A 25,443-nucleotide genomic window follows, 5' to 3' on the forward strand; every position below is an offset into this window, starting at 1 on the left:
TGTAGGAGCAAGGCTTGCCCGCGAAGAGGCCCGCCCTGACGCCGCAAAAACCCGGAGAACCGCAATGCCTGACACCCCCATGTCCCCCAGCGAATTCGAAGCCGCCCTGCGTGCAAAAGGCGCCTACTACCACATTCATCACCCGTTCCACCAAGCCATGTACGCCGGCCGTGCCACGCGCGAGCAGATCCAGGGCTGGGTCGCCAATCGCTTCTATTACCAGGTCAACATCCCGCTCAAAGACGCCGCGATCCTCGCCAACTGCCCCGACCGCGACGTGCGCCGGGAATGGCTGCAACGCATCCTCGACCACGACGGCGCGCCCGGCAGCGAAGGCGGGATCGAGGCCTGGTTGCGCCTCGGTGAAGCCGTGGGTCTGGACCGCGAGCACATCCTCTCTCAAGAATTGGTTCTGCCCGGTGTGCGTTTCGCCGTGGACGCCTACGTCAATTTCGCCCGTCGCGCCTGTTGGCAGGAAGCGGCCAGCAGCTCCCTGACCGAACTGTTCGCCCCACACATCCACCAATCGCGCCTCGACGCCTGGCCGACCCATTACCCCTGGATCGACGCTGGCGGCTACGACTATTTCCGCACCCGTTTGAGCCAGGCGCGGCGCGATGTCGAGCACGGTTTGCGCATCACTCTGGCCCATTACGTCACGGTCGAAGGCCAGCAACGGATGCTGGAAATCCTCCAGTTCAAGCTCGACGTGCTGTGGAGCATGCTCGATGCGATGAGCATGGCCTACGAGCTGGAGCGCCCGCCGTATCACACGGTGACCGCCGAAAATGTCTGGCACCGGGGGATCGCCCTGTGAGCCTGATCGCGCCACCGGGGCCGCCGTTGTGGTTGTTGGCGGAGCTGACGTATCGCTGCCCGTTGCAGTGTCCCTATTGCTCCAACCCACTGGATTTCGCCCAGCAAGGTGAGGAACTGAGTACCGAGGAATGGATTCGGGTGTTTCAACAAGCCCGGGAACTGGGCGCCGCGCAGTTGGGCTTTTCCGGTGGTGAACCGCTGGTGCGCCAGGACCTGGCGGAGCTGATCAAGGCGGCGCGGGACATGGGTTACTACACCAACCTGATCACCTCAGGCATCGGCTTGACCGAGCAGAAGATTGCCGATTTCAAGGTCGCCGGGCTGGATCACATTCAGATCAGTTTCCAGGCCGCCGATGAAACGGTGAACAACATGCTCGCCGGCTCGCGCAAGGCCTTCGCCCAGAAGCTCGCCATGGCCCGGGCCGTGAAAGCCCAGGGCTACCCGATGGTGCTGAATTTCGTCACCCACCGGCACAACATCGACCGCATCGACCGCATCATCGACCTGTGCCTGGAGCTGGAGGCGGATTTCGTCGAACTGGCCACGTGTCAGTTCTACGGTTGGGCCGAACTCAACCGCGTCGGCCTGTTGCCCACCCGCGAGCAATTGCAGCGCGCCGAGCGCATTACTAACCAGTACCGCGAGCGACTTGAGGCCGAGGGGCATCCGTGCAAACTGATCTTCGTTACCCCGGATTACTACGAAGAACGCCCCAAGACCTGCATGAACGGCTGGGCCAATCTGTTTCTCGACATCACCCCGGACGGCACTGCGCTGCCATGCCACAGCGCCCGGCAATTGCCAGTGCAGTTCCCCAACGTGCGCGAGCACAGTATCGAACACATCTGGACCGAGTCCTTCGGCTTCAACCGCTTTCGCGGCGATGACTGGATGAAGGAACCGTGCCGCTCCTGCGATGAAAAACACAAAGACCTGGGCGGCTGCCGCTGCCAGGCATTCATGCTCACCGGCGATGCCGAAAACGCCGACCCCGGTGTGCAGCAAGTCGCCGCACCACGGGGTGATCCTCAAAGCCCGCGAGGAAGCCGATGCGCCGGGGCAGGGCATGGAACACCTGACGTTGCGCAATGAGAAGGCTTCGCGGCTGATCTATCGCGGATAAACGGTGCAACGCACATCCCCTGTGTGAACGAGCTTTTGTGGCGAGGGGGCTTGCCCCCGTTGGACTGCGCAGCAGTCCCCTGCTTTGGGATAAGCGGGGCCGCTTCGCGACCCAACGGCGGCAAGCCCCCTCGCCACACACGCTCACTCCAACAGGACATCGGTGGTGGATGCAGGATCGAGCTACCCATTGGTCTGATTGCATTCGCAGCCGGATGGGTTAGTGTGGCTTCTACCTTCCAAAACAATAAAAACAGGCTTTCCAATGAGCCAGAATCTCAGCCAACTGCGTAAATTCGTGTCGCCTGAAATCATTTTTGGTGCCGGTTGCCGGCACAACGTCGGCAACTACGCCAAGACCTTCGGTGCCCGCAAGGTGCTGGTGGTCAGCGACCCCGGGGTGATTGCCGCCGGTTGGGTCGCGGATGTCGAGGCCAGCCTGCAAGCCCAGGGCATCGACTACTTCCTGTACAGCGATGTCTCGCCCAACCCTCGGGTCGAAGAAGTCATGCTCGGCGCCGAGCTGTACAAGGAAAACCACTGCGATGTGATCGTCGCGATTGGCGGCGGCAGCCCGATGGATTGCGGCAAAGGCATCGGCATTGTCGTCGCTCACGGGCGCAATATTCTCGAGTTCGAGGGCGTCGACACCATCCGCGTGCCCAGCCCGCCGCTGATCCTGATCCCGACCACCGCCGGCACGTCGGCGGACGTCTCGCAATTCGTGATCATTTCCAACCAGCAAGAACGCATGAAGTTCTCCATCGTCAGTAAAGCCGTGGTGCCCGACGTGTCGCTGATCGACCCGGAAACCACTCTGAGCATGGACCCGTTCCTGGCGGCCTGTACCGGTATCGACGCGCTGGTGCATGCCATCGAAGCCTTCGTCTCCACCGGTCACGGCCCGCTGACCGACCCCCATGCGCTGGAAGCCATGCGCCTGATCAACGGCAACCTGGTGCAGATGATCGCCAACCCGACCGACATCGCCCTGCGCGAGAAAATCATGCTTGGCAGCATGCAGGCCGGGCTGGCGTTTTCCAACGCGATCCTCGGTGCGGTGCACGCCATGTCCCACAGCCTCGGCGGCTTCCTCGACTTGCCCCACGGTTTGTGCAACGCGGTGCTGGTGGAGCACGTGGTGGCGTTCAACTACAACTCGGCGCCGGACCGCTTCAAGGTAATCGCCGAGACCTTCGGCATCGATTGCCGGGGCCTGAATCACCGGCAGATCTGCAAGCGGTTGGTCGACCACCTGATTGCCCTGAAACACTCCATCGGCTTCCACGAAACCCTGGGCTTGCACGGGGTGAGCATGGCGGACATTCCGTTCCTGTCGCAGCACGCCATGCACGACCCGTGCATCCTGACCAACCCGCGCGAATCCAGTCAGCGTGATGTCGAGGTCGTCTATGGCGAAGCCCTCTGAAGACCAGCAACGGGCGCTGGCCGGGTTACTCGGGTTAGGCAGCCACTCGGCACGCAAGAGTCACTACCCGGAACTCAATGCGCGCCTGGATGAACTGGAAGCCGAGCGCAATCGCTACAAGTGGTTGTTCGAAAACGCGGTGCACGGGATCTTCCAGGCCAGCCTGCTGGAAGGCATGCGCGCCGCCAACCCGGCGCTGGCGCGGATGCTGGGCTACGACAGTCCGCAGGAAGTGCTGTTTTCATTGGCGGACCTGGCGAGCAACCTGTTTGTCGGCGGCGCCAAGGAACTGGCCAATATTGGCGAGGTTCTCAAGACCGAACGCAGCCTGCACGGCTATGAAACCCAATTGCGGCGCAAGGACGGCAGCAGCCTCGACGTGCTGATGAACCTGCTGCTCAAGCCCGATCAGGAAGGGCTGGTGGAAGGCTTTGTCGCCGACATCACCGAACGCAAACTGGCCCAGCAACGCTTGCAGCAACTCAACGATGAACTGGAGCAACGGGTCACCGCGCGCACCGACGAATTGCTCGAAGCCAACCGCAACCTGCAACAGCAGATCACCCAGCGTAAACAGATCGCCCAGGCCCTGCGTGATGCCCGGGACGCCGCCGAAGCGGCCAACCGCAGCAAGGACAAATACCTCGCCGCCGCCAGCCATGACCTGCTGCAACCGCTCAACGCCGCGCGGTTGCTGATCTCGACCTTGCGCGAACGCAAGCTGCCGGATGTCGAACAGGTCTTGGTCGAGCGTACGCACCAGGCACTGGAAGGGGCGGAAGACCTGCTGACCGATTTGCTGGACATTTCCCGGCTCGACCAGGCTGCGGTGAAACCCGACGTCGCGCTGTACCGCCTCGACGAATTGCTCGCGCCACTGGTCTCGGAGTTCCAGTCGGTGGCCGAGGCGGCGGGGCTGAACCTGCGGGTGCGCATGGGCGACTTTGCCATCAGCACCGACCTGCGCCTGATGACGCGGATACTGCGCAACTTCCTCAGCAATGCCTGCCGCTACACCGACGAGGGCTGCATCCTGCTCGGGGCGCGGCGCCGGGGCGATATGCTGCGTCTGGAAGTGTGGGACACCGGGCGCGGGATTGCGGCGGATCGGTTGCATTCGATCTTTCTGGAGTTCAATCAACTGGACGTCGGCCGCGCCGCTGACCGCAAAGGCGTGGGCCTGGGGCTGGCGATTGTCGAGCGCATTGCCAAGATTCTGGGCTACCGGATCCAGGTGCGCTCCTGGCCGGGGCGCGGGTCGGTGTTCAGCATCGACGTGCCGATTTCCCATGAGGTGCCCCTGCCGATCAGCCTGGCCGCGCCGACGCCGGGCACCGGCAATCCGCTGCCGGGCCGGCGTTTGCTGGTGCTGGACAATGAGGTCAGCATCCTTGAAAGCATGAGCGCGCTGCTGGGGCAGTGGGGCTGTGAAGTGGTGATCGCCACGGATGAGTTTTCCGCGCTGGCGGCGTTGCAGGGACAGGCGCCGGAACTGATTCTGGCGGACTATCACCTCGATCATGGGGTGGTGGGCTGCGACGTGGTGCGGCACTTGCGCGAGCATTTTGGCCAGGCGATTCCGGCCGTGATCATCACCGCCGATCGCACCGACCAATGCCGTCGCTCGCTGCAACGGCTCGACGCGCCGCTGCTGAATAAACCGGTGAAACCCGGCAAATTGCGCGCGGTGTTGAGTCAGTTACTGGGTTAGCTAAGTTCGCGGTATTGCAGGCTGAAACCCAACTCGGTGGATTGGCCTTGCTCCAGCAGACGCAAGCCTGGCCGACCGGGCAGGTGATGCGCATTGACCGGGTGGCTCACCGGTTCGATACAGAAAAACCCCAAGCCCACCGGGCAGTAGAGCAGGTAGTAATCGCTGCCGGTGGCCTGGCCTTCCAGTTCATAACCGAGTTCGGGTTGCTGGATCAGGCAGTGACCGTTCCACTCGCAGAAACCGTTGTCCACCAAGGTTTGTGGGAGCGCCTTGAGCTGCTGGAAATCCCAATCGGCGGGCAACGTGCTGAGTTGGGTCGGCAGTTTTGTGCTGTCGCATAACCAGACCTGTCGGGCTTGCGCCTGTAACCGGGTATTGGCGGTGCGCGGGAAGTAAGGGTGCAAGCCGAGGCCGTGCCACGCGGCGTGTTCGCCCACGTGAGTGACTTTCAACTCGATGCTCAACCGACCTTCACTCAGATGAAAACGTTGCCGGGCGCGGTAGGCGAAGGGCGATGTGCAATCAAGTTCCAGGACGGCTTCGTTTCGGGTTTGGGAAACCACTCGCCACGGCTGCTGCCAGGCGCTGCCATGGATCGGCAAGGGATCGGTGAGGCTGTTCGGCGTCAGGGCCAGCCAGCCTTCGGGGCAGTCGAAACCACCCTCGGCAATGCGGTTCGACCACGGGGCCAGCGGGTAGCAACCGAGTTTGCCGGGCAGGCCGGTGTTCAGGGCCTGTTGGTCACTGTGGCGCAACAGCGGCTGGCCGCTGCTGCGAACCATCCAGTTGACGATGCTCGCACCGAGTTCGGGGGCGAGGGTGAGGTGGGTGAAATCGTCTTCGAGTTCCAGAATCGTCAGTGTCATGGTGATTTTTGACTCAATGAGAGGCTTCAGGCAAACAGACACCACTGTGGCGAGGGAGCTTGCTCCCGTTCGGCTGCGCAGCAGTCGTAGAGTCAGGCAACTCAGTGTGTTTGAAGGATTGCGGGGGGCCGCTTCGCGACCCAGCGGGAGCAAGCTCCCTCGCCACAGGTCATCAATAGTCGCGAAAAAAAGGTTCAGGCAAGCCCTTCACGCCGGGATCAAGGGCAAACACCCCACCCGCCAACGACTGCTCGTCATGGTCATCCCCAGGGCGAATCGAGGTCACGAACAACGTGTCCAGCCCACTGCCCCCAAACGCGCACATGGTCGGTTTCTTCACCGGCACGGCCAGTGAACGGTCGAGTCGTCCGTCCGGGGTGAAGCGGTGAATAAACCCGGCGTCGTTGGCGCAGATCCAGTAGCAGCCCTCGGCATCCACCGCTGCGCCATCGGGGCGGCCGCTGTAGTGATTCATGTCGACGAACGGGCGCCGATTGCTCGGCGTGCCGCTCTCGATGTCGTAGTCGAACGCCCAGATCTGCTGAGACAGTGGATGCGAATCAGACAGGTACATCGTCCGGCCATCCGGGCTGAAGCCCAGCCCGTTGGGAACCAGGAAACCAGAGAGGCGTGCCTCGATCGGCCCACGCTGCCCGCTGCTGTAGCGATATAACGCGCCTTCAGCGACGTTGGTACCCATGTTCAGCACCATGCTGCCGGCCCAGAAACGGCCCTGGCGATCACAGCGCCCATCGTTCAGGCGCATGTCGGGACGGGCGTGATCGACCTGGGCCAGCTGTTCGCTGTCGAGGCTACCGTCGCTGTGCGGGCGCAGATGAAAGAACCCGCTCTCCATCCCGGCGACCCAGCCGCCGTCGCTGTGACGGGCCATGCAGGCGAGCATTTCCGGGGTTTTCCAGGCATGCACATGCCCGGTCGCGGCACTCCAGCGTTGCAGGCCCCCGGCGGGAATATCGACCCAGTACAGGGCGTTTTCCTCAGGCACCCAGACCGGGCATTCACCGACCGCGTTGCGGGCATCGACAATCAATTCGGCTTGCATGGACGCTCATTCCCTTGGAGGTTGGCTCAATCGCCGAACGGACCGGACGCGACAAACGCGCCACCCTGGTAAACCATCGCCGGGTCATCCGCGGCCGGCATTGGTTGCGCTTCAATCTTGTCGCGGAACACTTCGGAGTTGTCCTGTGGCACGTAGCCCAGGCCAGCGGCGTAGCGGTTGTCCCACCAGACGTTCTTGTTGTCGGACACGCCATAGACGATGGTGTGGCCGACATTCGGCGCGTACAGCGCGCGTTCGAGCAATTGGGTCAGGTCGCCGAAGCTCAGCCAGGTGCTCATCATGCGGCGGTTTTGCGGTTCCGGGAACGAGGAGCCGATGCGCACGCTGACGGTCTCGATGCCGTAGCGATCGAAGTAGAAACTGGCGATGTCTTCGCCGTAGGACTTGGACAAACCGTAGTAGCTGTCCGGGCGGCGAGGGGAGCGGGCGTCGATCACTTCGTCCTGCTTGTAGAAACCGATGACGTGGTTGGAACTGGCGAAAATCACCCGCTTCACGCCATGCCGGCGCGCGGCTTCGTAGATATGGAACACGCCGCAGATATTGGCGCCGAGGATCTCTTCGAACGAGTGCTCGGTGGACACCCCGCCGAAGTGCAGGATCGCGTCCACGCCTTCGACCAGTTGATGCACGGCCTGCTTGTCGGCGAGGTCGCAAGTCACGACTTCTTCGCGGTCATCGATGGCCGGGGTGATGTCGACGATGTCCGACAGGCGAATCACGTTGGCATAAGGGCGCAGCGTTTCGCGCAAGACTTTGCCGAGGCCACCGGCGGCACCGGTCAGCAGCAGGCGATTGAAAGGGGCAGGGGATGTCGTGGTCATGGGAGTTCCTGAATTCGGGTCATTGCAGTTGTTGTAAGTTGTCGTATGACTTGGGCGGAGTATCGTTAGCCTTTCTGGTGGTTGTCAACGCGTTGGTGGTTGAAATGGACGGAGGGTCACAACGTCGGTCTTGAGTAAAGCACCTGCCCTGTGGCGAGGGAGCTTGCTCCCGCTGGGCTGCGCAGCAGACCCAAAATAGTTGGGAGCGCTTCGCACTCCAGCGCGAGCAAGCTCGCTCGCCACAGGGATTGAGTCGCTCCTTATGCCAGTGCTCGCCTCACAACAACGAAATCGGATAGCTCACAAAAATCCGGTTCTCATCGAACTCATTGGTGCTGAAGTCCTTGCGAATGCTCGCATTACGCCACTTGACGTTGAGGTTTTTCAGCACGCCGCTCTGTACGGTATAGGCCAGTTCGCTTTCGCGGCCCCATTCCTTGCCGTCGGTGATCGCCCCGGTGTGCACGTTATCGCCGCTGATGTAGCGGTTCATCAGGGTCAGGCCGGGAATGCCCAGGGCGACGAAGTTGTAGTCGTGGCGCACTTGCCAGGATTTTTCCTTGGCGTTGTCGTAGCTCGAGTTGTAGCTGTCGTTGGCCAGGGTGCCGCCGCTGGTGCCGTTGACGCGCATCCAGGCATCGTCGCCGCTGAGTTTTTGCAGGCCTACATAGAAGGTGCTGCCGCCGTATCTGGCCGAGAGCATGGCGAACGCGGTTTTGTTGTCGAGGTCGCCGGCCAGGGCGCTGCCGTCTTCCTTGCCGATGAAGTAGCCGAGGTTGGCGCCCAGGGTCCAGTCGCCGATGGGTTGGCTGTGGCTCAGGTTGAAATATTTCTGCTGATAGATGTCGCTGAGTTCCGAGTACCAGACGCCGACCAGGGTGCGCTTTTCATTGAAGGTGTATTCGCCGCCGCCAAAGTTGAAGCGATCCGAGGTGAACGCCGCTTTGCCGTTCATCGACATGTCGTCCATGCTCGAATCGTTGCGTGGGCTGTTGGCGCGGAACTGGCCGCCGTAGAGCTTGAGGCCATCGATTTCGCTGGACGTCACCTGGCCGCCGCGGAAGGTTTGCGGCAGGGAGCGGCCGTCGTCCGAGCGCAGGACGGGCAGCACCGGCATCCATTCGCCGACCTTCAATTCGGTCTTCGACACCTTGGCCTTGAACGCCACGTTGGTGCGGCCGAAGTTATCCGCCGGGCGCCCGTCGTGATCCAGCGGCAGCAGTCCCGTGCCGCCGGTGCCTTGGCCACCGTCGAGTTTCTTCGAGTACAGGCCCAGCACATCCACGCCGAAACCGACGGTGCCTTGGGTGAAGCCGGACTTGGCGTCGAGGATAAAGCTTTGCGTCCACTCTTCAGCCTTGCCCTGGGGGTAGGCCGGGTTGGTGAAGTTGCGATTGAAGTAGGCATTGCGCAGGTTCAGCGTGGCGCTGGCGTCGTCGACAAAACCTTCGGCGTGGCCAGTCATGGGCAAGGCGAGGGCCAGGCTGCTGCAACCGATCAGGCTCAGGGTGTGGCGGCGGATGAAGGTCGGGCGAGGGGTGCAGACGGCGGAATGACGGACGAGTTTGCTCACTGTGACTTCCCTTTGTTTCTTGTTGTTTTTATTGTTTGTTATACGTCGTCGTACAACATGGCGACGATTATTTGCGTGGCTTTGCGGGGTTGTCAATCAGAAGTTGTACGATGACATGCCGATCTTTGCAGGAGCGAGGCTTGTGTGGCGAGGGGGCTTGCCCCCGTTGGGTCGCGAAGCGCCCCCATGAGGTTCTTCAGACCCACCGAGTCGTCTGATTTTACGACTGCTTCGCAGCCGAACGGGGGCAAGCCCCCTCGCCACACAGGCCCGCACCGACAGGGATGTGTGTTTTGCCCGACGATTTTGCGGCAAACTGGCGCCATCTCAACACAAGGCCCTTGAATGGATCACTACGCCCCGCGCAACTGGCAACCCCACGAACGGCCCAGTTTGCCCGGTTCTCCTTCGACGCCCGATCACTCCAACCCCAAGCGCCTGGCCTATGCGCTGGTGGGTTTGCTGGTGGCGTTGACCGGTGGCCTCGGCAATTCGCTGGTGATTGCCAACCTGCCTTACCTGCAAGGCGCGCTCGGCGCGACCACCGCCGAGATGGCCTGGCTGCCGGCGGCCTACGTGATGACCAACGTCTCGATGAACCTGCTGCTGGTGAAGTTTCGCCAGCAGTTCGGCTTGCGTGCGTTCACTGAAGTGTTCCTGGTGCTCTACGCCCTGGTGACCTTCGGCCATCTGTTCGTCAACGACCTGAGTTCGGCGATCGCCGTGCGCGCGGCCCACGGCATGGTCGGCGCGGCGCTGAGTTCGTTGGGCCTGTATTACATGATCCAGGCCTTCCCGGCGAAATGGCGTATGAAGGCGCTGGTGCTGGGCCTGGGGGCGTCGCAACTGGCGTTGCCACTGGCGCGATTGTTCTCCGAAGACCTGATGCAAATCGCTGAATGGCGCGGCTTGTACCTGTTCGAATTGGGCATGGCGCTGCTGACGCTGGGCTGCGTGTTCCTGCTCAAGTTGCCGCCGGGCGACCGCTTCAAGACCTTCGAAAAGCTCGACTTCCTGACCTTCGCCATCCTTGCCAGCGGCGTGGCCCTGCTGTGCGCCGTGCTGTCCCTGGGACGTATCGACTGGTGGCTGGAAGCGCCGTGGATCGGCGTCGCGTCGGCGGCGTCCATCGTGCTGATCCTCGCCGGCCTGGCCATCGAACATAACCGCAGCAACCCGATGCTGATGACCCGTTGGCTTGGCAGCGGCGTGATGATTCGCCTGGCCCTGGCGGTGATCCTGATTCGCATGGTGTTGTCCGAGCAATCCACCGGTGCGGTCGGCTTCATGCAGATGCTGAACATGAGCAGCCAGCAACTGCACAGTCTCTATGTGGTGATGTTGCTCGGCAGCATCGCAGGTCTTGCCACCAGCGCCCTGACCATCGACCCCAAACACCTGTTTATGCCGCTGATCGTGTCCCTGGCGCTGATGGCGGTCGGCTCAGTGATGGACAGCTACTCGAACAACCTGACCCGCCCGGAAAACATGTACATCAGCCAGTTCCTGCTGGCTTTCGGCGGCACGTTTTTCCTCGGCCCGACCATGGTCCTGGGCACGCGCCGGGTGTTGACCAATCCGCGCAATCTGGTGAGTTTTTCGGTGCTGTTCGGGATCTGCCAGAACCTCGGCGGCTTGATCGGCGCGGCGCTGCTGGGCACGTTCCAGAGCGTTCGCGAAAAATTCCATTCCAGCAATATCGTTGAACACCTGACCCTGCTTGATCCGCGTGTCGCGGCACGGGTGCAGAGCGGCGGCAATGCGGTGGGCTCGATGATCGCCGACCCGAGCCTGCGCAACCTGCAAGGCATTCGCAGCCTGGCCACCGCCGCCACCCGCGAAGCCAACGTGCTGGCCTATAACGATGTGTTCATGCTGATCGCCGTGATTGCGGTGCTGACCATGATCTGGATTTCCATTCGCGCCCTGTGGCTGATGAGCACCACCCAAGCCGTCGCCTCAGCGCCTGCCACTCCTTCCGTTCAACCCAGCGGTGCCACTTCTTCATGACTGAACCGACCACCACGACCACCAATGCCATCGCCGCCACCCCTGAGGGCGTGGCGCCACCGTCCACGCCGGCCACCGAACCGCGTTCGCTGCGGGTGCGGATCATCTCGTCCATGGGCTTCGCGGCGATTGCCATCATCGGTGTGCTGATTGTGTTGTATGCCTGGCAATTGCCGCCGTTCAGCAGCGCCGTGGAAACCACGGAAAACGCCTTGGTGCGCGGCCAGGTGACGATCATCGGCCCGCAACTCAGCGGTTATGTGTACGAAGTGCCGGTGACCGACTTTCAGTTTGTGAAGGCCGGCGATTTGCTGGTGCGTCTCGATGACCGGATCTACAAGCAGCACCTCGACCAATCCCTGGCGCAACTGGCGGTGCAGAAAGCCGCGCTGGCCAATGTGGTGCAGCAACGCAACAGCGCCGAAGCGACCATCAAGTTGCGTCAGGCAGCGGTCGCCGACAGTCAGGCCCAGCAGCGCAAGAGTGAGGCGGATCTGCGGCGCAACAAAGAACTGATCAATGACGGCTCGGTGTCCAGGCGCGAACTGGACGTGACCCTGGCCGCCAACGCCCAGACCATCGCCGCCGTGGCCCAGGCCCAGGCCAACCTGGAAATTGCCCGGCAGGATTTGCAAACCGTGATCGTTAATCGCGGCTCGCTGGAGGCGGCAGTGGCCAGCGCCGAAGCGGCGGTGCAACTGGCGCGCATTGACCTGTCCAACACCCGCGTCATTGCCCCGCGTGACGGCCAACTCGGGCAGATCGGCGTGCGCCTCGGCGCCTACGTCAACTCCGGCGCGCAGTTAATGGCGCTGGTGCCGAACCAGTTGTGGGTCATCGCCAACATGAAGGAAACCCAGATGGACGACGTGCGCGTCGGCCAACCGGTGAGCTTCACCGTCGACGCGCTCGACCATCGTAAATTCAAGGGCAAGGTGCAGCGGATTTCGCCGGCCACGGGGTCGGAGTTCAGCCTGTTGCAGGCGGACAATGCGACCGGCAACTTCGTCAAGATCGCCCAGCGGGTGCCGGTGCGGATTACGGTGGATGAGGGGCAGGAGCAAAGTGAGCGGCTACGGCCGGGGATGTCGGTGGTGGTCAGCATTGATACGGCCGCAGAAGGGCATACCGATAACCCCTGAAACGCACCGGCCCGGGTAGGAGCGAGGCTTGCCCGCGAAGGCGGACTGTCAGCCGACATCAATGTTGCCTGACACACCGCTTTCGCGGGCAAGCCTCGCTCCTACAGGGTTAACCGGTAATCATCGGTGGCAGGGTACCCAGCAACGAAACCGCCGCCACCGCGCCAATGCCCAGCAACCACTCCAGCAGCACACTGGTTTGAAGCGCGCCAACCCGCTGTTCGCAATCCTTGATCCGCAACCGATTGAACAGCGCCAGCCCCAGCATCACCGCCACCAGCACGACCTTGATCAACAGAATCAAGGCAAACCCGGACAACAGCGGTGTCGGCCAAAACGCCCCGGTCAACACGCGAACGTTGATCAAACCGGTGATCACCAGTCCCGCCACCAAGCCATAACCGACTCCGCTAAAGCGCCGCAGTATCGTGCTCAGCCCGTGGCCGTTCGGCTGGCGCAGGATCATCACCAACAGCATCAACCCACCGAGCCAGGCACCGACGCAGGTCAGGTGGATGATCTGGTTGAGGATCAGCAACTGGCCGCTGAGCCCGTCAAGCATCGCGCCATGGCCGACCGGCGCCAGGGTCGCGAGCAGCAAGCCGCTTACGATCAGCCTCAGCGGCACGTTCGCGCGCAGCGGCGTCAGCAGCAACACGAGCAGCACGGCATTGAGCAGCAGGTGCCAACTCCACACCTGGCCGAAAAACGTATTGCGCAGCACCAGGCTCAAGGTCGACGGATCGAACGCCGCATCCCAGGCCCCGGCCATGCTGGCGGTGATCAGGAGCAGCCAAGTCCCGCCGCTGACCAAGGCCACGACGGTCAGCCAGCGAGTGATGCGCGCCAGTTGTCGATCCAGAGGGTCGGCGTCAGCGTTCAGCAACAGCGGCCGGAACACCCAGGCCCCGAACAGCATCAACACCACCACAAAATGCAGGAAGCGGCACAGCACCAGCGCGTCGGTCATGAATTACTGGCCAACCTTGAAGCTGTAGGCGCCTTCACTTTTGTGGGTATCGACCGACACCGCGTGCCATTCGACCTTGTACTCACCCGCCGTTAACGGCGCGTCAGGGGTAACGATCAGGGTTTTCTTGTCGCTGCCTTCGGTAGCCAGTTTTTTCGCTGGTACGCCGTTGATGGTCACTTTGGTAAAGGTCGCTTCAACCCCTTCGGAAAACACCAGGCGCAGTTCCGTCGGTGCGGTCACCGTGCTGTCGGCCGCCGGAACCTGGCTTTTCAGATGGGCATGGGCGAACACCGACGAAGCGGCGAGCAGGGAGCCGAGCAGGGCGGCGGTGGTCAGGGCTTTTTTCAGCAGCATGGTCAGTTACCTTCTGGGCAGATTAATGGGCATCACTTAAGCATGAACGCTGTGCGCCGGGAAATGTTTACGCCGGGCGTAGTTGCAGGTGAATGATGGGGAACGGCCGACCTTCGCCATCGGTGGGCGAGCGGCCGGTCTGTTCAAAACCATAGTACAAATAGAAGCCATGGGCCTGGGGGTTCTGTTCGTTGACGTCGACGCGCAGGGTCGTGTGCAGTGCTTTGACGTGGTCGAGCAACTGGCGGCCAATGCCCCGGCCCCGTTGCGACGGTTCGATAAACAGCATTTGCACGATGTTGTCGCCGGTGGCGATAAAGCCGGCGGGCGTGCTGTCCGGGTCTTGCGCGACCCACACCGTCAGCGCCGGCAGGTAGGCATCGCGCACCAGCGGCAGGAAGAACTGAACATCGTCTTCGCTCAGAAAGTCATGGGTCGCGCGCACCGAGCGTTCCCACAGGGTGGCGAGGGCGGCGTCGTCGGTGGCAACGCGAGGTCGAATGTTCACGGCGGGTGATCCATCGCGGCGGGAAAGTGCGGCGGATGCTACCCAATCGGTTTTCCCCGGGGAAGTGAAAAAGGCCTGTCGCCGCGACCCAGAGCGGATGCTAGTCTTGGGCAACGCTGTTGTCAGGGAGCCCTCATGGGCAATCACAAGATCGAGATCCGTCGCAGTAACGTCGAGAAAATCCTGCTGGGGGCCGAGAAGGTCTTCGCCGAAAAAGGCTTCGGCAGCACCGCCATGGCGGACATCGCCGCCGAAGTGCAACTGCCGCGCTCCAATCTGCATTACTACTTCAGCACCAAGGGTGAGCTTTACAGCGCGGTGTTGTTCGACCTGCTGGAAGTGTGGAAGCAGGACGCCCTGTGCTTTGAAATGTTCGACGACCCGCGCGTGGTGCTCAGCAGCTACATCCGCGCCAAGATGAACCATTCCCGCAGCCGGCCGTACGGTTCGAAAGTCTGGGCCAACGAGATCATTCACGGCGCGCCAACCTTGGGCGAGGCGCTGGACGTGAGCCTATACGACTGGGCCAAGATGAAAGAAGCGAAAATTCGCCAGTGGGTGGAGGACAAACGCATCCTGCCGGTGGAGCCTTCGGCGCTGCTGTACATGATCTGGGCCTCGACCCAGCATTACGCCGACTTTGATCATCAGGTGAATATCCTGAATGAGCATCAGCCGTTGTCGGACATGCAGTTCGAGCGGGCGGTGCAGACGGTGACAAGCGTGATTTTGCGCGGGATTGGGTTGGAGCCGTAAGCCGATCGTTCCCACGCTCTGCGTGGGAATGCCTCAAGGGACGCTCCGCGTTCCAATGGGACGCAGAGCATCCCGGGCGGCATTCCTTTGCTGCGCGTGGGAACGATCAGTTACAGGGCGACGTGGTAGGGGTTTCTCGGATCATGATTCCAGTCCAGAAACGGTTTGCCCGTATCCATCGGCACCATTTCAATGCAATCCGCCACCGGGCAGGTGATCTGGCACAGATTGCAGCCCACGCACTCATCATCGATCACTTCATATTTATGCGTCCCGTCGGCCTGCCTGAGGCTGGCAATCGCCTGGTGCGACGTGTCTTCACACGCAATATGGCAACGGCCACAACCAATACATGCCTCCTGATCAATCTTGGCAATCACCTGATAGTTGATGTCGAGGTACTTCCAATCCGTCGTATTACCCACTGCGCGCCCGGAAAAGTCCGCGATGCTGGCGTAGCCCTGACTGTCCATCCAGCGTGATAAACCGTCCTTCATCTCATCGACGATGCGGAACCCATGGAGCATCGCCGCGGTGCACACCTGCACCGCGCCGCTGCCCAACGCGATGAATTCCGCCGCGTCGCGCCAACTGCCGATGCCGCCAATGCCGCAGATCGGCAGGCCCTGGGTCTGAGGGTCGCGGGCGATTTCGGCGACCATATTCAGCGCAATCGGCTTCACTGCCGAACCGCAATAACCGCCGTGGGTGCTTTGGTGGCCGACGGTGGGGATGGCGACCATTTGTTCCAGGTTGACGCTGGTGATCGAGTTGATCGTATTGATCAGCGACACCGCATCGGCGCCGCCACGGTGGGCCGCACGGGCGGCGACGCGGATGTCGGTGATGTTCGGCGTGAGCTTGACGATCACCGGCAGCGAGCAATAGGTCTTGCACCAACGAGTGACCTGTTCGACATATTCCGGCACCTGGCCGACCGCCGCGCCCATGCCCCGTTCCGGCATGCCGTGGGGGCAGCCGAAGTTCAGCTCGATGCCGTCGGCACCGGTGGCTTCCACCAGCGGCAGGATGAATTTCCACGACTCTTCGACGCACGGCACCATCAGCGACACGATCAGCGCCCGGTCCGGCCAGTCCTTTTTGACCTGGGTGATTTCCCGCAGGTTGATTTCCAGAGAACGGTCGGTGATCAGCTCAATGTTGTTGATGCCCATGACCTCGCGGTTGGCCCCGAAGTGCGCCGAGTACCGCGAAGACACGTTGACCGCCGCCGGGTCTTCCCCCAGGGTTTTCCAGACCACGCCGCCCCAGCCAGCCTCGAAGGCGCGGACTACGTTGTAGGCTTTGTCGGTGGGTGGTGCGGAGGCCAGCCAGAACGGATTGGGGGCTTTGATGCCGGCGAAGACAATCGAGAGATCGGCCATTTACGCAGCCTCCACGTTGAGCATGAGTTGGGCGTTAATCGCTTCGGCGGCGAGTTTGCCGTGTTGCACCGCTTGCACGGTCAGGTCCTGATCGAGGCTGGTGCAGTCGCCACCGGCATACACGCCGGGGATGCTGGTGCGCAGGTTTTCATCCACCTGGATGCGCTCGCCCTGGCGCTTGAGTTCCCGGGCCAGCGGGTCGGCGAGGGCGCTGCCGTCGAAGGCTTGGCCGATGGCTTTGAAGATCGCGTCGGCGGCCAGTTCGAAGGTTTGCCCGGTGGTTTGCAGGCGACCGTCGACCATGTGCGTGCGGGCGAAACGCATGCCGCGCACGTTGCCTTGATCATCGAGCAGCACTTGTTCCGGTTGTGCCCAGGTCAGCAAACGCACCTGGTTGGCCTTGGCAATGTCTTGTTCGTGACCGGTGGCGCCCATGTCCTCGACGCCACGGCGGTAGACCAGATTGACGTCATGAGCCCCAAGACGCGCCATTTGCACCGCCATGTCGATCGCGGTGTTGCCGGCGCCGAGGACGATGCAACGGTCGGCCAGCGGCAGTTGCGTCAGGTCATCGGCTTGGCGCAGTTCGCGGATGTAATCGGTGGCGGCGACCAGCCCCGGCGCGTCCTCGTGATCCAGCCCCAGTTGTTTGCTCGCCGCCAGGCCCAGGCCGAGGAACACCGCGTCGAATTGTTGATGGAGTTCGCTGAGGGTCAGGTTTTCGCCAAGTTTCTGCCCGTGACGGATTTCTATGCCGCCGATTTGCAGCAGGAAATCCAGTTCTTTCTGGGCGTAATCGTCCACCAGTTTGTACTTGGCGATCCCGTATTCATTGAGGCCGCCAGCCTTTTCCCTGGCTTCGAATATCACCACGTCATGGCCGTGCATGGCACTGCGGTGGGCGCAGGACAAACCCGCCGGCCCGGCTCCGACCACGGCGATGCGCTTGCCGGTGGCGGCGGCGCGCTGGAACGGGTGTTCGCTGAAGTGCGCGTTGTCCACGGCGTAGCGTTGCAGCAGGCCGATCAACACTGGTGCGCACTCATGATCGTTGTTACGCACACACGCTTGCTGACACAGGATTTCCGTCGGACAAACCCGGGCGCAACTGCCGCCAAGGATGTTCGCCGAAAGGATTTTCTGCGCGGCACCCTGGACGTTTTCCGTGTGGATATTGCGGATGAACGACGGAATATCAATCTCGCTCGGACAGGCATTCACGCACGGCGCGTCGTAGCAATACAGACAGCGCGAAGCTTCCAGATGGGCCTGACGGTCGTTGAGCGGCGGCGCCAGGTCGGTGAAATGACCGGCGAGGGCGGCCGCATTCTCGTAGGGATGCGGGAGGTGGTTCAGGGACTTGATCACGGTTTAAGGCCTCATGGTTTTTGAGGTGTCTGCCTCTGGTGGGCAGTGGGTTGATCGTTCCCACGCTCCGCGTGGGAATGCCTCAAGGGACGCTCTGCGTTCCAATGGGACGCGGAGCGTCCCGGGCTGCATTCCCACGCGGAGCGTGGGAACGATCATGGGTCAACGCTTGACGGCAACCGGCTTATTCAACTCAGCCCGCTTGCTCAGCAAATCAAACACCGCCGGATACGCCGGCCGTTCGACGTACCGCCCGGCCCCGCGCTCGGCGCGCAGATCGCCATCAGCCCAGACCACGCGGCCCTGGCTGACGGTATGGCTGGGCACACCGCGCACGGTCTTGCCTTCGAAGATGTTGAAATCCACCTGCTGATGGTGGGTTTTGGCGGAGATGGTGCGCGTGCCTTCCGGGTCCCACAGCACCAGGTCCGCATCAGCGCCAACGCGTATCGCGCCTTTGCGCGGGTAGAGATTGAAGATCTTCGCGGTGTTGGTGGAGGTGAGGGCGACGAAGTCCTGCATCGAAAACCGTCCAGTGTTCACCCCTTCATCCCAGAGCACCGCCATGCGGTCTTCGATGCCGGCGGTGCCATTCGGGATCTTGCTGAAATCGTCCTTGCCGGCGGCTTTTTGCTCGGCGCAGAAGCAGCAATGGTCGGTGGCGGTGGTGTGCAGGTTGCCGGATTGCAGGCCATGCCAAAGCGCTTCCTGATGGCCGCGCGGGCGGAAGGGCGGGCTCATCACGTAACCGGCGGCGGTCTGCCAGTCCGGGTGTTGATAGACGCTGTCGTCCAGCAGCAGATGCCCGGCGAGGACTTCGCCATAGACCTGTTGCCCCTTGCTGCGAGCGTAGGTGATTTCGTCGAGGGCTTCCTTGGTCGAGACATGCACCATGTACAACGGCGTGCCAATGGTTTCGGCAATGCGAATCGCCCGGCTCGCCGCTTCGCCTTCCACTTGCGATGGGCGAGACAGTGGATGCGCTTCCGGCCCGGTGATGCCCTGGGCCATCAACTTGCGTTGCAGGTGATAGACCAACTCACCGTTTTCCGCATGCACGGTCGGCACAGCGCCGAGTTCCAGGCAGCGCTCGAAACTCGCTACCAGGGTGTCGTCAGCGGCCATGATCGCGTTCTTGTAGGCCATGAAGTGCTTGAAGCTGTTGATGCCGTGATGGCTGACCAGCTCGGCCATTTCCTCGCGCACCTGCTCGCTCCACCAGGTGATCGCGACGTGGAAACCGTAGTCCGATGCCGACTTCTCGGCCCAGCCGCGCCACTGATGAAACGCCTCCATCAACGACTGCTGCGGATTGGGAATCACGAAGTCGATGATCGACGTCGTCCCCCCGGCCAGACCCGCCGCCGTGCCGCTGAAAAAGTCTTCACTGGCCACGGTGCCCATGAAGGGCAGTTGCATGTGGGTGTGGGGGTCGATGCCGCCGGGCATCAGGTATTGGCCGCTGCCGTCGAGCACTTCGGCACCGGCGGGAACATCCAGGTTTTCACCAATGGCTTTGATCACGCCGTCGGCGCAATACACATCAGCACGGTAACTTTCATCATGGGTAATAACGGTGGCGCCACGGATCAACAGAGACATTCCGAGTTCCTCGCAGGCATGACCGACTTATGCCGGTTCTAAATGTTTTATATGAAGCCGGCGCAAACAGGTGTATTCCTGTCAGCGCTGTCAGGAATAGACGCTAGCTGGAGTTTATCGAATGAGCAAGAATAATTTTCATAAGCTTATATCGATAATAACTTATTGATTAATAAGGATAAAAAACTGAAATCACCAAAATGGTGAGGCCGATCACCATTTTGACGCACTTGACAGGATCGAAAAAAAGACCAGATTTCCTATGTGAAATCAGCCGCTTGAGGATGGACTATGGTTGATGCGCAAGTTTTAAAAAAAGAGGGATGCACCAGATTGAGTCCTGACGGTTCCGACAACTTGCTGCGCATTCGGCCTGAGTGATGTGGCAAGTAACCGAAGACTCAATAGTTGAATGAATAAAACTGATAAACATCAGTTGTTTAGCAAAGTTTTATGGCACGGCAAGAGGCGCCAGCGGGAACCCCGGCACGTTTATTGATGCCGCCGCTGACACCTTGGCCGGTCCATGAAAGTTGTCAGTTCCTCCGGCCATCGTCGGCTCGTGCCCCCCAGGCGCCAGCCCCTGATGAGCAAAAATAATTCAAAGAACAGTGGAGCGGCCATGCAACAGATCAGATCGCAAGTGACCGAGCGCGACGGCTTGTTTGAGCTCGAAGCCGGCACCGACGTCCTCGACAGTCCCCGTTACAACCACGACATGGCACCGACCAAGGTGCACGAACGAACCTGGAACAAATGGCACATCACCGCGCTGTGGATCGGCATGTCGATCTGCGTGCCCACGTATACCCTCGGCGGCGTGCTCACCGCGTATTTCGGCCTGAGTGTCGGCGAGGCGCTGCTGGCGATTCTGTTTGCCAACCTCATCGTCCTGATCCCGCTGACCCTCAACGCCTTCGCCGGGACCAAGTACGGCATTCCGTTTCCGGTGTTGCTGCGCTCGTCCTTCGGCATCCTCGGCTCCAACGTGCCGTGCCTGATTCGGGCGCTGGTGGCGTGCGGCTGGTTTGGCATTCAGACGATGTTTGGCGGGTTGGCGATTCACCTGTTTCTGGGCTCGATTTTCGAAGGCTGGAAAACCCTCGGCGGCACCGGCGAAGTCATCGGTTTCATGATCTTCTGGACGCTGAACCTGTGGGTGGTGCTGCGCGGTGCCGAATCGATCAAATGGCTGGAAACCCTGTCCGCACCATTGTTGGTGGCGGTCGGCATTGGTCTGCTGGTGTGGGCGATGCCCAATGTGTCGATGACCGAACTGCTGGCAATTCCAGCCAAACGCCCTGAGGGTGCGAGCGTGGTCAGTTACTTCGCCGCCGGGCTGACGGCGATGGTCGGGTTCTGGGCCACGCTGTCGCTGAACATTCCGGACTTCAGCCGCTATGCCAAAAGCCAGAAGGACCAGATCCTCGGGCAGATTTTCGGCTTGCCGCTGACCATGTTCCTGTTCGCCGCCCTCGGTGTGGTGATGACCGCCGCGTCGGTGAAACTGGTGGGCGTCACTGTCTCCGATCCGGTCAGCCTGATCGGGCATATCCAGAGCCCGGTCTGGGTTGCGGTGGCCATGGCGCTGATCATCATCGCCACGTTGTCGACCAACACCGCCGCCAACATTGTCTCGCCCACCAACGACTTCCAGAACATCGCGCCCAAAGTGATTAACCGCACCAAAGCCGTGCTGCTCACCGGTCTGGTCGGGTTGCTGCTGATGGGCCATGAGTTGCTGAAAAAGCTCGGGCTGATCGTCTCCGACGTGAGCCTGGATACCGTCTATTCCAACTGGTTGCTGGGCTACTCCAGCCTGCTCGGGCCCATCGCCGGGATCATGGTGGTGGACTACTTCCTGATCAAGAAACAGCAACTGGACTTGGCCGGGCTCTATCGCGATGACGTGTACCCGACGTGGAACTGGTTCGGGTTTATCGCCTTTGGCGTGCCGGTGGTGCTGACGTTGCTGTCGCTGGGTAGCGATGCGTTCAGCTGGTTCTACAGCTACGGCTGGTTTACCGGGTCGGCGCTGGGCGGGTTGATTTATTACGGGTTGTGTTCGATGCGGACCAGTCCGTCGGTTGTGAAATCTTCGGTGTGATTGCTGGCCTCTTCGCGGGCAAGCCTCGCTCCTACAGATTCGCACAGTCCCTTGTAGGAGCGAGGCTTGCCCGCGAAGACGGCCGCAAAAACACCCAAAAAATGCCTGAAGAAACCTATAACAACTGCCTGAGGAGATCCCCATGAACGCTGCCGTAGACGTTCTGCAATCCACCCATCAGCACATCAACCGCGACCGCTTGTGGCAGTCGCTCATGGAACTGGCCAAGCTCGGCGCCACGGTCAAGGGCGGCGTGTGTCGCCTGGCCTTGACTGACCTCGACCGCCAGGCCCGGGATATTTTCGTCAATTGGTGCGAGGAGGCCGGCTGCACCGTCACCGTCGACGCCGTCGGCAACATCTTCGCCCGCCGCCCCGGCCGCAACCCGAACCTGCCACCGGTGATGACCGGCAGCCACATCGACACCCAGCCCACTGGGGGCAAGTTCGACGGCTGCTTCGGCGTGCTCGCCGGCGTCGAAGTGCTGCGCACCCTCAATGACCTCGGCGTGGAAACCGAAGCGCCGCTGGAAGTGGTGGTCTGGACCAACGAAGAAGGCTCGCGCTTCGCCCCGTGCATGATGGGCTCCGGCGTGTTCGCAGAAAAATTCACCCTCGAAGAAACCCTGGCCAAGGTCGATGCCGACGGCGTCACCGTTGGCGAAGCCCTGAACGCGATCGGTTACGCCGGCCCACGCAAAGTCAGTGGCCACGCCGTCGGCGCCTATTTCGAGGCGCACATCGAGCAAGGCCCGATCCTCGAAGACGAACACAAAACCATCGGCATCGTCATGGGCGCCCTCGGCCAGAAATGGTTCGACCTCAAACTGCGCGGCGTCGAAGCCCACGCCGGCCCGACCCCAATGCACCTGCGCAAGGACGCCCTGGTCGGCGCCGCTGTGATCGTCGGCGCCGTCAACCGCGCTGCCCTCGGCCATCAACCCCACGCCTGCGGCACCGTCGGCTGCCTGCAAGCCTACCCTGGCTCGCGCAACGTCATCCCCGGTGAAGTGCGCATGACCCTCGACTTTCGCCATCTGGAACCGGCGCGCCTGGATTCGATGATCGCCGAAGTGCGCCAAGTCATCGAAACCACCTGTGAGGAGCACGGCCTGACCTTCGAACTGACCCCCACCGCCGACTTCCCGCCGCTGTACTTCGACAAGGGCTGCGTCGAAGCGGTCCGCGGCGCGGCACAGGGGCTGGGTTTGTCGCACATGGACATCGTCAGCGGGGCAGGGCACGACGCGATCTTCCTCGCCGAACTCGGCCCGGCCGGGATGATCTTCGTACCCTGCGAAGGCGGGATCAGCCACAACGAAATCGAAAACGCCGCGCCGGACGATCTGGCGGCTGGGTGTGCGGTGTTGTTGCGGGCGATGTTGGCAGCTTCGAAGGCAATTGCCGACGGTGAATTGGCGGCCTGAGTTGAAAACCCGTCGATTGTTCACGCCCCAACGCGGCGCGAATAATCGATCCCTTAGCGGGTTTCCTTGATGTCGTAGCTGTGCTGGATATGGAAGAACCCGCGCGGTGTCTGCTGGGTACCTAATTGCTGGTAATACGGATACCAATACTTGGCCATGATCCACAGGTATTCCGGGCATGCCGCCCGGGATTCCAGGCCCGGCGTGACGTCGAACTGCGCGGTGTTGTAGACCGCCTCCAACATGCTCGCCCCGGGCATGCCGATGCCTTCATGGATCGGGTTGGGCGTGCGATCGGCACCCCAGGCGTAGGCGAGCCAGCGCAGGATATGTTCCAGGCTGTCGACCGGCGAGCGCGAATGCTTGAAGCGCTCGATGGATTCGCGAATGGTCTGCTGCGGCAACGGTAGCGCGATCACGCAGACGTTTTCCCAATGCGCGGCATCGGCAAAGTGGCTCAGGGGTTGTTCCACCACGCCGTTGCGCTTGGTGGCGAACTCGGCCTGTTCCGGCTGGAACAGTGGCACATGGATCGCCGTGGTCTTGGCCGCCGACCTCGGTGCCAGGTTGATGAACGCGGCCTCGGACCAATACGAGGGCAGCAAGTCGTTGCGCAAGTGCGACTGGGCGACTCGCAACCGGAACGCGAGGATATCGATGGCGCCGAACAGCGCAATGAACGACCAGGCTTTCGGGTCCAGGTCGAGCTTCTGGATCGCTCGTAAAACCCAGGCGTCATTGCCTTCCTGCTTGGTGCGTTTGAGTGGTACGAAATCCGGGTTTTTATCCTTTGCCGAAGAGTTGCGCGCGTGCGCCATGGCAGATCTCCTGTCGGATCGATTCAATAAAAGCGTAAGAGGTAATTGGCGGTGGACTTGGGTTGCTTGAGCCGGTTGTCGTTACTGACCCCGAAAAAGGTCACTTTCATGTCCAGGCCAAACCCGGATCGGGTCAACTGCAGCACGGCAATCTGATTGCCGTTGCATTGGAAGTAGTTGTCCTCGGTGGTGCGGGACACGATGAAGCTGTTGCGGCTGCCGAACTTGTGCGGGCTGTCCTTTTCCTCCGGCGCCGCGGGGTAGCCGGGCCAATCCTTGCCGCGCAGTTTGTCCATTGCAATGTCCGCCAGGGACGAGCGCGGGATCATGGTCGATGGCGAGCAGATCACTTCGTACAACATCGGCGTCGGTTGCGAGCCGTGGCGGGCAGCGCACACGCGGCTCCAATGCACATCGCCGGTCAGGAACACCACCGGAATGCCCTGGCTGGCCAGGCGCTCAAGTTGCACCTCGATCAATTCGAACTGCTGATAGTTGGCAAGGTCGGCATCGACGTACTTTTTGCTGAAGTCCCCCGGCGGCTTGGTAAACAAGGGTTGGCCGGCGGACAACACACCGACTTTGGGTGAGTTGTTCTGCTTGGCCTGAATCAGGTCGTCAGCCCATTTTTGCAGGGCCATCGCCGCATCGTCGGGCATCAGGCGCTTGAAATCCTCATCGCGTCGGGTGCGGGTGTCGAGCATCAGGATGATCAGCGGATCGACCTCGATACGCTGGAAACCGGGGATGTCCTGGGGCGTCCTGGACGGCCCGCCCAACTGGAAACCGGCGTACAAATCCATGGCGGTGTTGGACCAATCCTGCTTGTCGACAAAGGCCAGCGGCGGCAGCTGAAACTGATCGAGCGGGTAGTTGTTCCAGAACTCATGGTCATCCGGGATGCAGGCCGTCGGCGCCGTTCTGAGCACCGATTGCAAGCCGCCGGTGCCGAGCGAGTCGGAGCACCAGTTCTTGTAGTACTTCTGGCCGATCAGCTTCTGCACGCCGTCCAGGCTGAAACGCCACGAAGGGATCACCGGCACGTCCAGATACACTTGATCGCCCAGCATCAGACTCAAGTGTGGTTTGAAGCCAGAAGGCAGGTGCGCGACGGCGTTTTCCAGGGCTTTGTCATCACCATTGGGCTGGTAGTAGCAGGAGCTCAGCAGAATGTTGAGCGGGGCGCCGTTGGCGGGCACCGCATCGGGTTGGGAGACGAACGCCAGGTTATATTCCACGCCGTTGGCGACTAGCCGGAAACAGTGATTAATCCCGGCGCCGAGGCGCGCGAAGGTGAACACGCCCTGGTGGTTCAGCGGTTTTTCAGCCGCGTTCTTGACACCATCGTCGATCGGATAAAGTTTTTCGTCGGCGGCGGGTGCGGCCGGGGCCTGCGTGGTCGGTGTCGGGCCGAGGAAGAACGTCGGGGACGCCGGATTGTCGAGGCCAAACACCCCGACCCACAGCTGTACCGTGCCTTTTTTCGCGGGGGCACTGATCAACGGGCGGGCGACCAGAATCATCGGCTGTCTCCTTTACCTGCCTGGGTTTCCATACAAA

The 25,443-nt window shown here is 61.5% G+C and carries 20 protein-coding genes and 1 pseudogene; 9 read left to right on the forward strand and 12 right to left on the reverse strand.

From position 1 onward, the window contains the following. Nucleotides 1–64 precede the first annotated feature (64 nt). The 4 genes and pseudogenes from pqqC (at nt 65) to ACZ89E_RS05080 (ending at nt 5,084) form a co-directional block, all read left to right on the forward strand. Nucleotides 65–817 carry a pyrroloquinoline-quinone synthase PqqC gene (pqqC, locus tag ACZ89E_RS05065; RefSeq protein ID WP_476255005.1) on the forward strand — a complete coding sequence of 251 codons (753 nt, stop codon included), beginning with the start codon at nt 65–67 and terminating at the stop codon, nt 815–817. Beyond that, a pseudogene (pqqE, locus tag ACZ89E_RS05070) lies at nt 814–1,945 on the forward strand (pyrroloquinoline quinone biosynthesis protein PqqE). Before pqqC ends, pqqE begins: the two are co-directional and overlap by 4 nt. A 264-nt stretch (nt 1,946–2,209) precedes the next feature. Next, nucleotides 2,210–3,373 (forward strand): alcohol dehydrogenase-like regulatory protein ErcA, encoded by a 1,164-nt coding sequence (gene ercA / locus ACZ89E_RS05075; RefSeq protein WP_149661396.1) that lies wholly within the window; start codon nt 2,210–2,212, stop codon nt 3,371–3,373. Further along, nucleotides 3,357–5,084, forward strand: coding sequence for a PAS domain-containing hybrid sensor histidine kinase/response regulator (locus ACZ89E_RS05080; protein WP_476255006.1), 1,728 nt, complete (start codon nt 3,357–3,359; stop codon nt 5,082–5,084). The genes ercA and ACZ89E_RS05080 overlap by 17 nt, the downstream gene beginning before the upstream one ends. On the opposite strand, the gene ACZ89E_RS05085 is transcribed toward ACZ89E_RS05080, so the two are convergent. From ACZ89E_RS05085 to ACZ89E_RS05100, 4 genes are all read right to left on the reverse strand, one after another. After that, a complete protein-coding gene (locus tag ACZ89E_RS05085) occupies nt 5,081–5,953 on the reverse strand; it encodes an aldose 1-epimerase (protein WP_476255007.1) in 873 nt (290 codons plus the stop codon). The two genes, ACZ89E_RS05080 and ACZ89E_RS05085, sit on opposite strands and share 4 nt — an antisense overlap. A gap of 172 nt (nt 5,954–6,125) precedes the next feature. Further along, nucleotides 6,126–7,016, reverse strand: a complete 891-nt coding sequence (locus tag ACZ89E_RS05090; protein WP_476255008.1) for an SMP-30/gluconolactonase/LRE family protein — start codon at nt 7,014–7,016, stop codon at nt 6,126–6,128. 26 nt (nt 7,017–7,042) lie between these two features. Continuing rightward, a complete protein-coding gene (locus ACZ89E_RS05095) occupies nt 7,043–7,861 on the reverse strand; it encodes an NAD-dependent epimerase/dehydratase family protein (protein ID WP_149661400.1) in 819 nt (272 codons plus the stop codon). A gap of 277 nt (nt 7,862–8,138) precedes the next feature. Then, nucleotides 8,139–9,434, reverse strand: a complete 1,296-nt coding sequence (locus ACZ89E_RS05100; protein WP_178129259.1) for an OprD family porin — start codon at nt 9,432–9,434, stop codon at nt 8,139–8,141. 345 nt (nt 9,435–9,779) lie between these two features. Here ACZ89E_RS05100 and ACZ89E_RS05105 point away from each other — a divergent pair, with 345 nt between their 5' ends. Together ACZ89E_RS05105 and ACZ89E_RS05110 are read left to right on the forward strand one after the other, a co-directional pair. Beyond that, nucleotides 9,780–11,444: an MFS transporter gene (locus tag ACZ89E_RS05105; protein WP_476255009.1), complete on the forward strand. Its 1,665-nt coding sequence runs from the start codon at nt 9,780–9,782 to the stop codon at nt 11,442–11,444. Then, the gene (locus ACZ89E_RS05110; protein ID WP_149661402.1) at nt 11,441–12,586 is read left to right on the forward strand and encodes an HlyD family secretion protein; all 1,146 of its coding nucleotides are present in this window, start codon (nt 11,441–11,443) and stop codon (nt 12,584–12,586) included. The genes ACZ89E_RS05105 and ACZ89E_RS05110 overlap by 4 nt, the downstream gene beginning before the upstream one ends. Before the next feature lie 109 nt (nt 12,587–12,695). On the opposite strand, the gene copD is transcribed toward ACZ89E_RS05110, so the two are convergent. The 3 genes from copD to ACZ89E_RS05125 form a co-directional block, all read right to left on the reverse strand. Further along, nucleotides 12,696–13,556 carry a copper homeostasis membrane protein CopD gene (gene copD / locus ACZ89E_RS05115; RefSeq protein WP_476255010.1) on the reverse strand — a complete coding sequence of 287 codons (861 nt, stop codon included), beginning with the start codon at nt 13,554–13,556 and terminating at the stop codon, nt 12,696–12,698. A 3-nt stretch (nt 13,557–13,559) separates the two neighbouring features. Further along, nucleotides 13,560–13,913, reverse strand: coding sequence for a copper homeostasis periplasmic binding protein CopC (gene copC / locus ACZ89E_RS05120; RefSeq protein ID WP_476255011.1), 354 nt, complete (start codon nt 13,911–13,913; stop codon nt 13,560–13,562). A gap of 67 nt (nt 13,914–13,980) precedes the next feature. After that, entirely contained in the window at nt 13,981–14,421 is a 441-nt protein-coding gene (locus ACZ89E_RS05125) for an acetyltransferase (RefSeq protein ID WP_149661405.1), read from the reverse strand. 135 nt (nt 14,422–14,556) lie between these two features. Between ACZ89E_RS05125 and ACZ89E_RS05130 the strand changes: the two genes are divergently transcribed. After that, the gene (locus tag ACZ89E_RS05130; protein ID WP_123508658.1) at nt 14,557–15,177 is read left to right on the forward strand and encodes a TetR/AcrR family transcriptional regulator; all 621 of its coding nucleotides are present in this window, start codon (nt 14,557–14,559) and stop codon (nt 15,175–15,177) included. A 110-nt stretch (nt 15,178–15,287) separates the two neighbouring features. Here the strand turns inward: ACZ89E_RS05130 and preA are convergent, their stop codons facing one another. From preA to hydA, 3 genes are all read right to left on the reverse strand, one after another. Beyond that, on the reverse strand, nt 15,288–16,562 hold the full coding sequence (gene preA, locus ACZ89E_RS05135; protein ID WP_149661407.1) for an NAD-dependent dihydropyrimidine dehydrogenase subunit PreA: 1,275 nt from the start codon (nt 16,560–16,562) through the stop codon (nt 15,288–15,290). Next, on the reverse strand, nt 16,563–17,930 hold the full coding sequence (locus ACZ89E_RS05140; RefSeq protein WP_476255012.1) for an NAD(P)-dependent oxidoreductase: 1,368 nt from the start codon (nt 17,928–17,930) through the stop codon (nt 16,563–16,565). A gap of 162 nt (nt 17,931–18,092) precedes the next feature. Further along, a complete protein-coding gene (hydA, locus tag ACZ89E_RS05145) occupies nt 18,093–19,532 on the reverse strand; it encodes a dihydropyrimidinase (RefSeq protein WP_463257615.1) in 1,440 nt (479 codons plus the stop codon). Between the two features lie 622 nt (nt 19,533–20,154). Here hydA and ACZ89E_RS05150 point away from each other — a divergent pair. Both ACZ89E_RS05150 and ACZ89E_RS05155 read left to right on the forward strand, forming a co-directional pair. Next, entirely contained in the window at nt 20,155–21,639 is a 1,485-nt protein-coding gene (locus tag ACZ89E_RS05150; protein ID WP_476255013.1) for an NCS1 family nucleobase:cation symporter-1, read from the forward strand. 142 nt (nt 21,640–21,781) lie between these two features. Then, nucleotides 21,782–23,065, forward strand: coding sequence for a Zn-dependent hydrolase (locus tag ACZ89E_RS05155; protein WP_149661411.1), 1,284 nt, complete (start codon nt 21,782–21,784; stop codon nt 23,063–23,065). Between the two features lie 53 nt (nt 23,066–23,118). Here the strand turns inward: ACZ89E_RS05155 and ACZ89E_RS05160 are convergent, their stop codons facing one another. Then, nucleotides 23,119–23,883, reverse strand: coding sequence for a hypothetical protein (locus tag ACZ89E_RS05160; RefSeq protein WP_476255014.1), 765 nt, complete (start codon nt 23,881–23,883; stop codon nt 23,119–23,121). Nucleotides 23,884–23,906: 23 nt separating this feature from the next. Further along, the gene (locus ACZ89E_RS05165; protein WP_476255015.1) at nt 23,907–25,406 is read right to left on the reverse strand and encodes a metallophosphoesterase family protein; all 1,500 of its coding nucleotides are present in this window, start codon (nt 25,404–25,406) and stop codon (nt 23,907–23,909) included. Nucleotides 25,407–25,443: the final 37 nt, after the last annotated feature.

The organism is Pseudomonas sp. TE3899 (assembly GCF_056279105.1).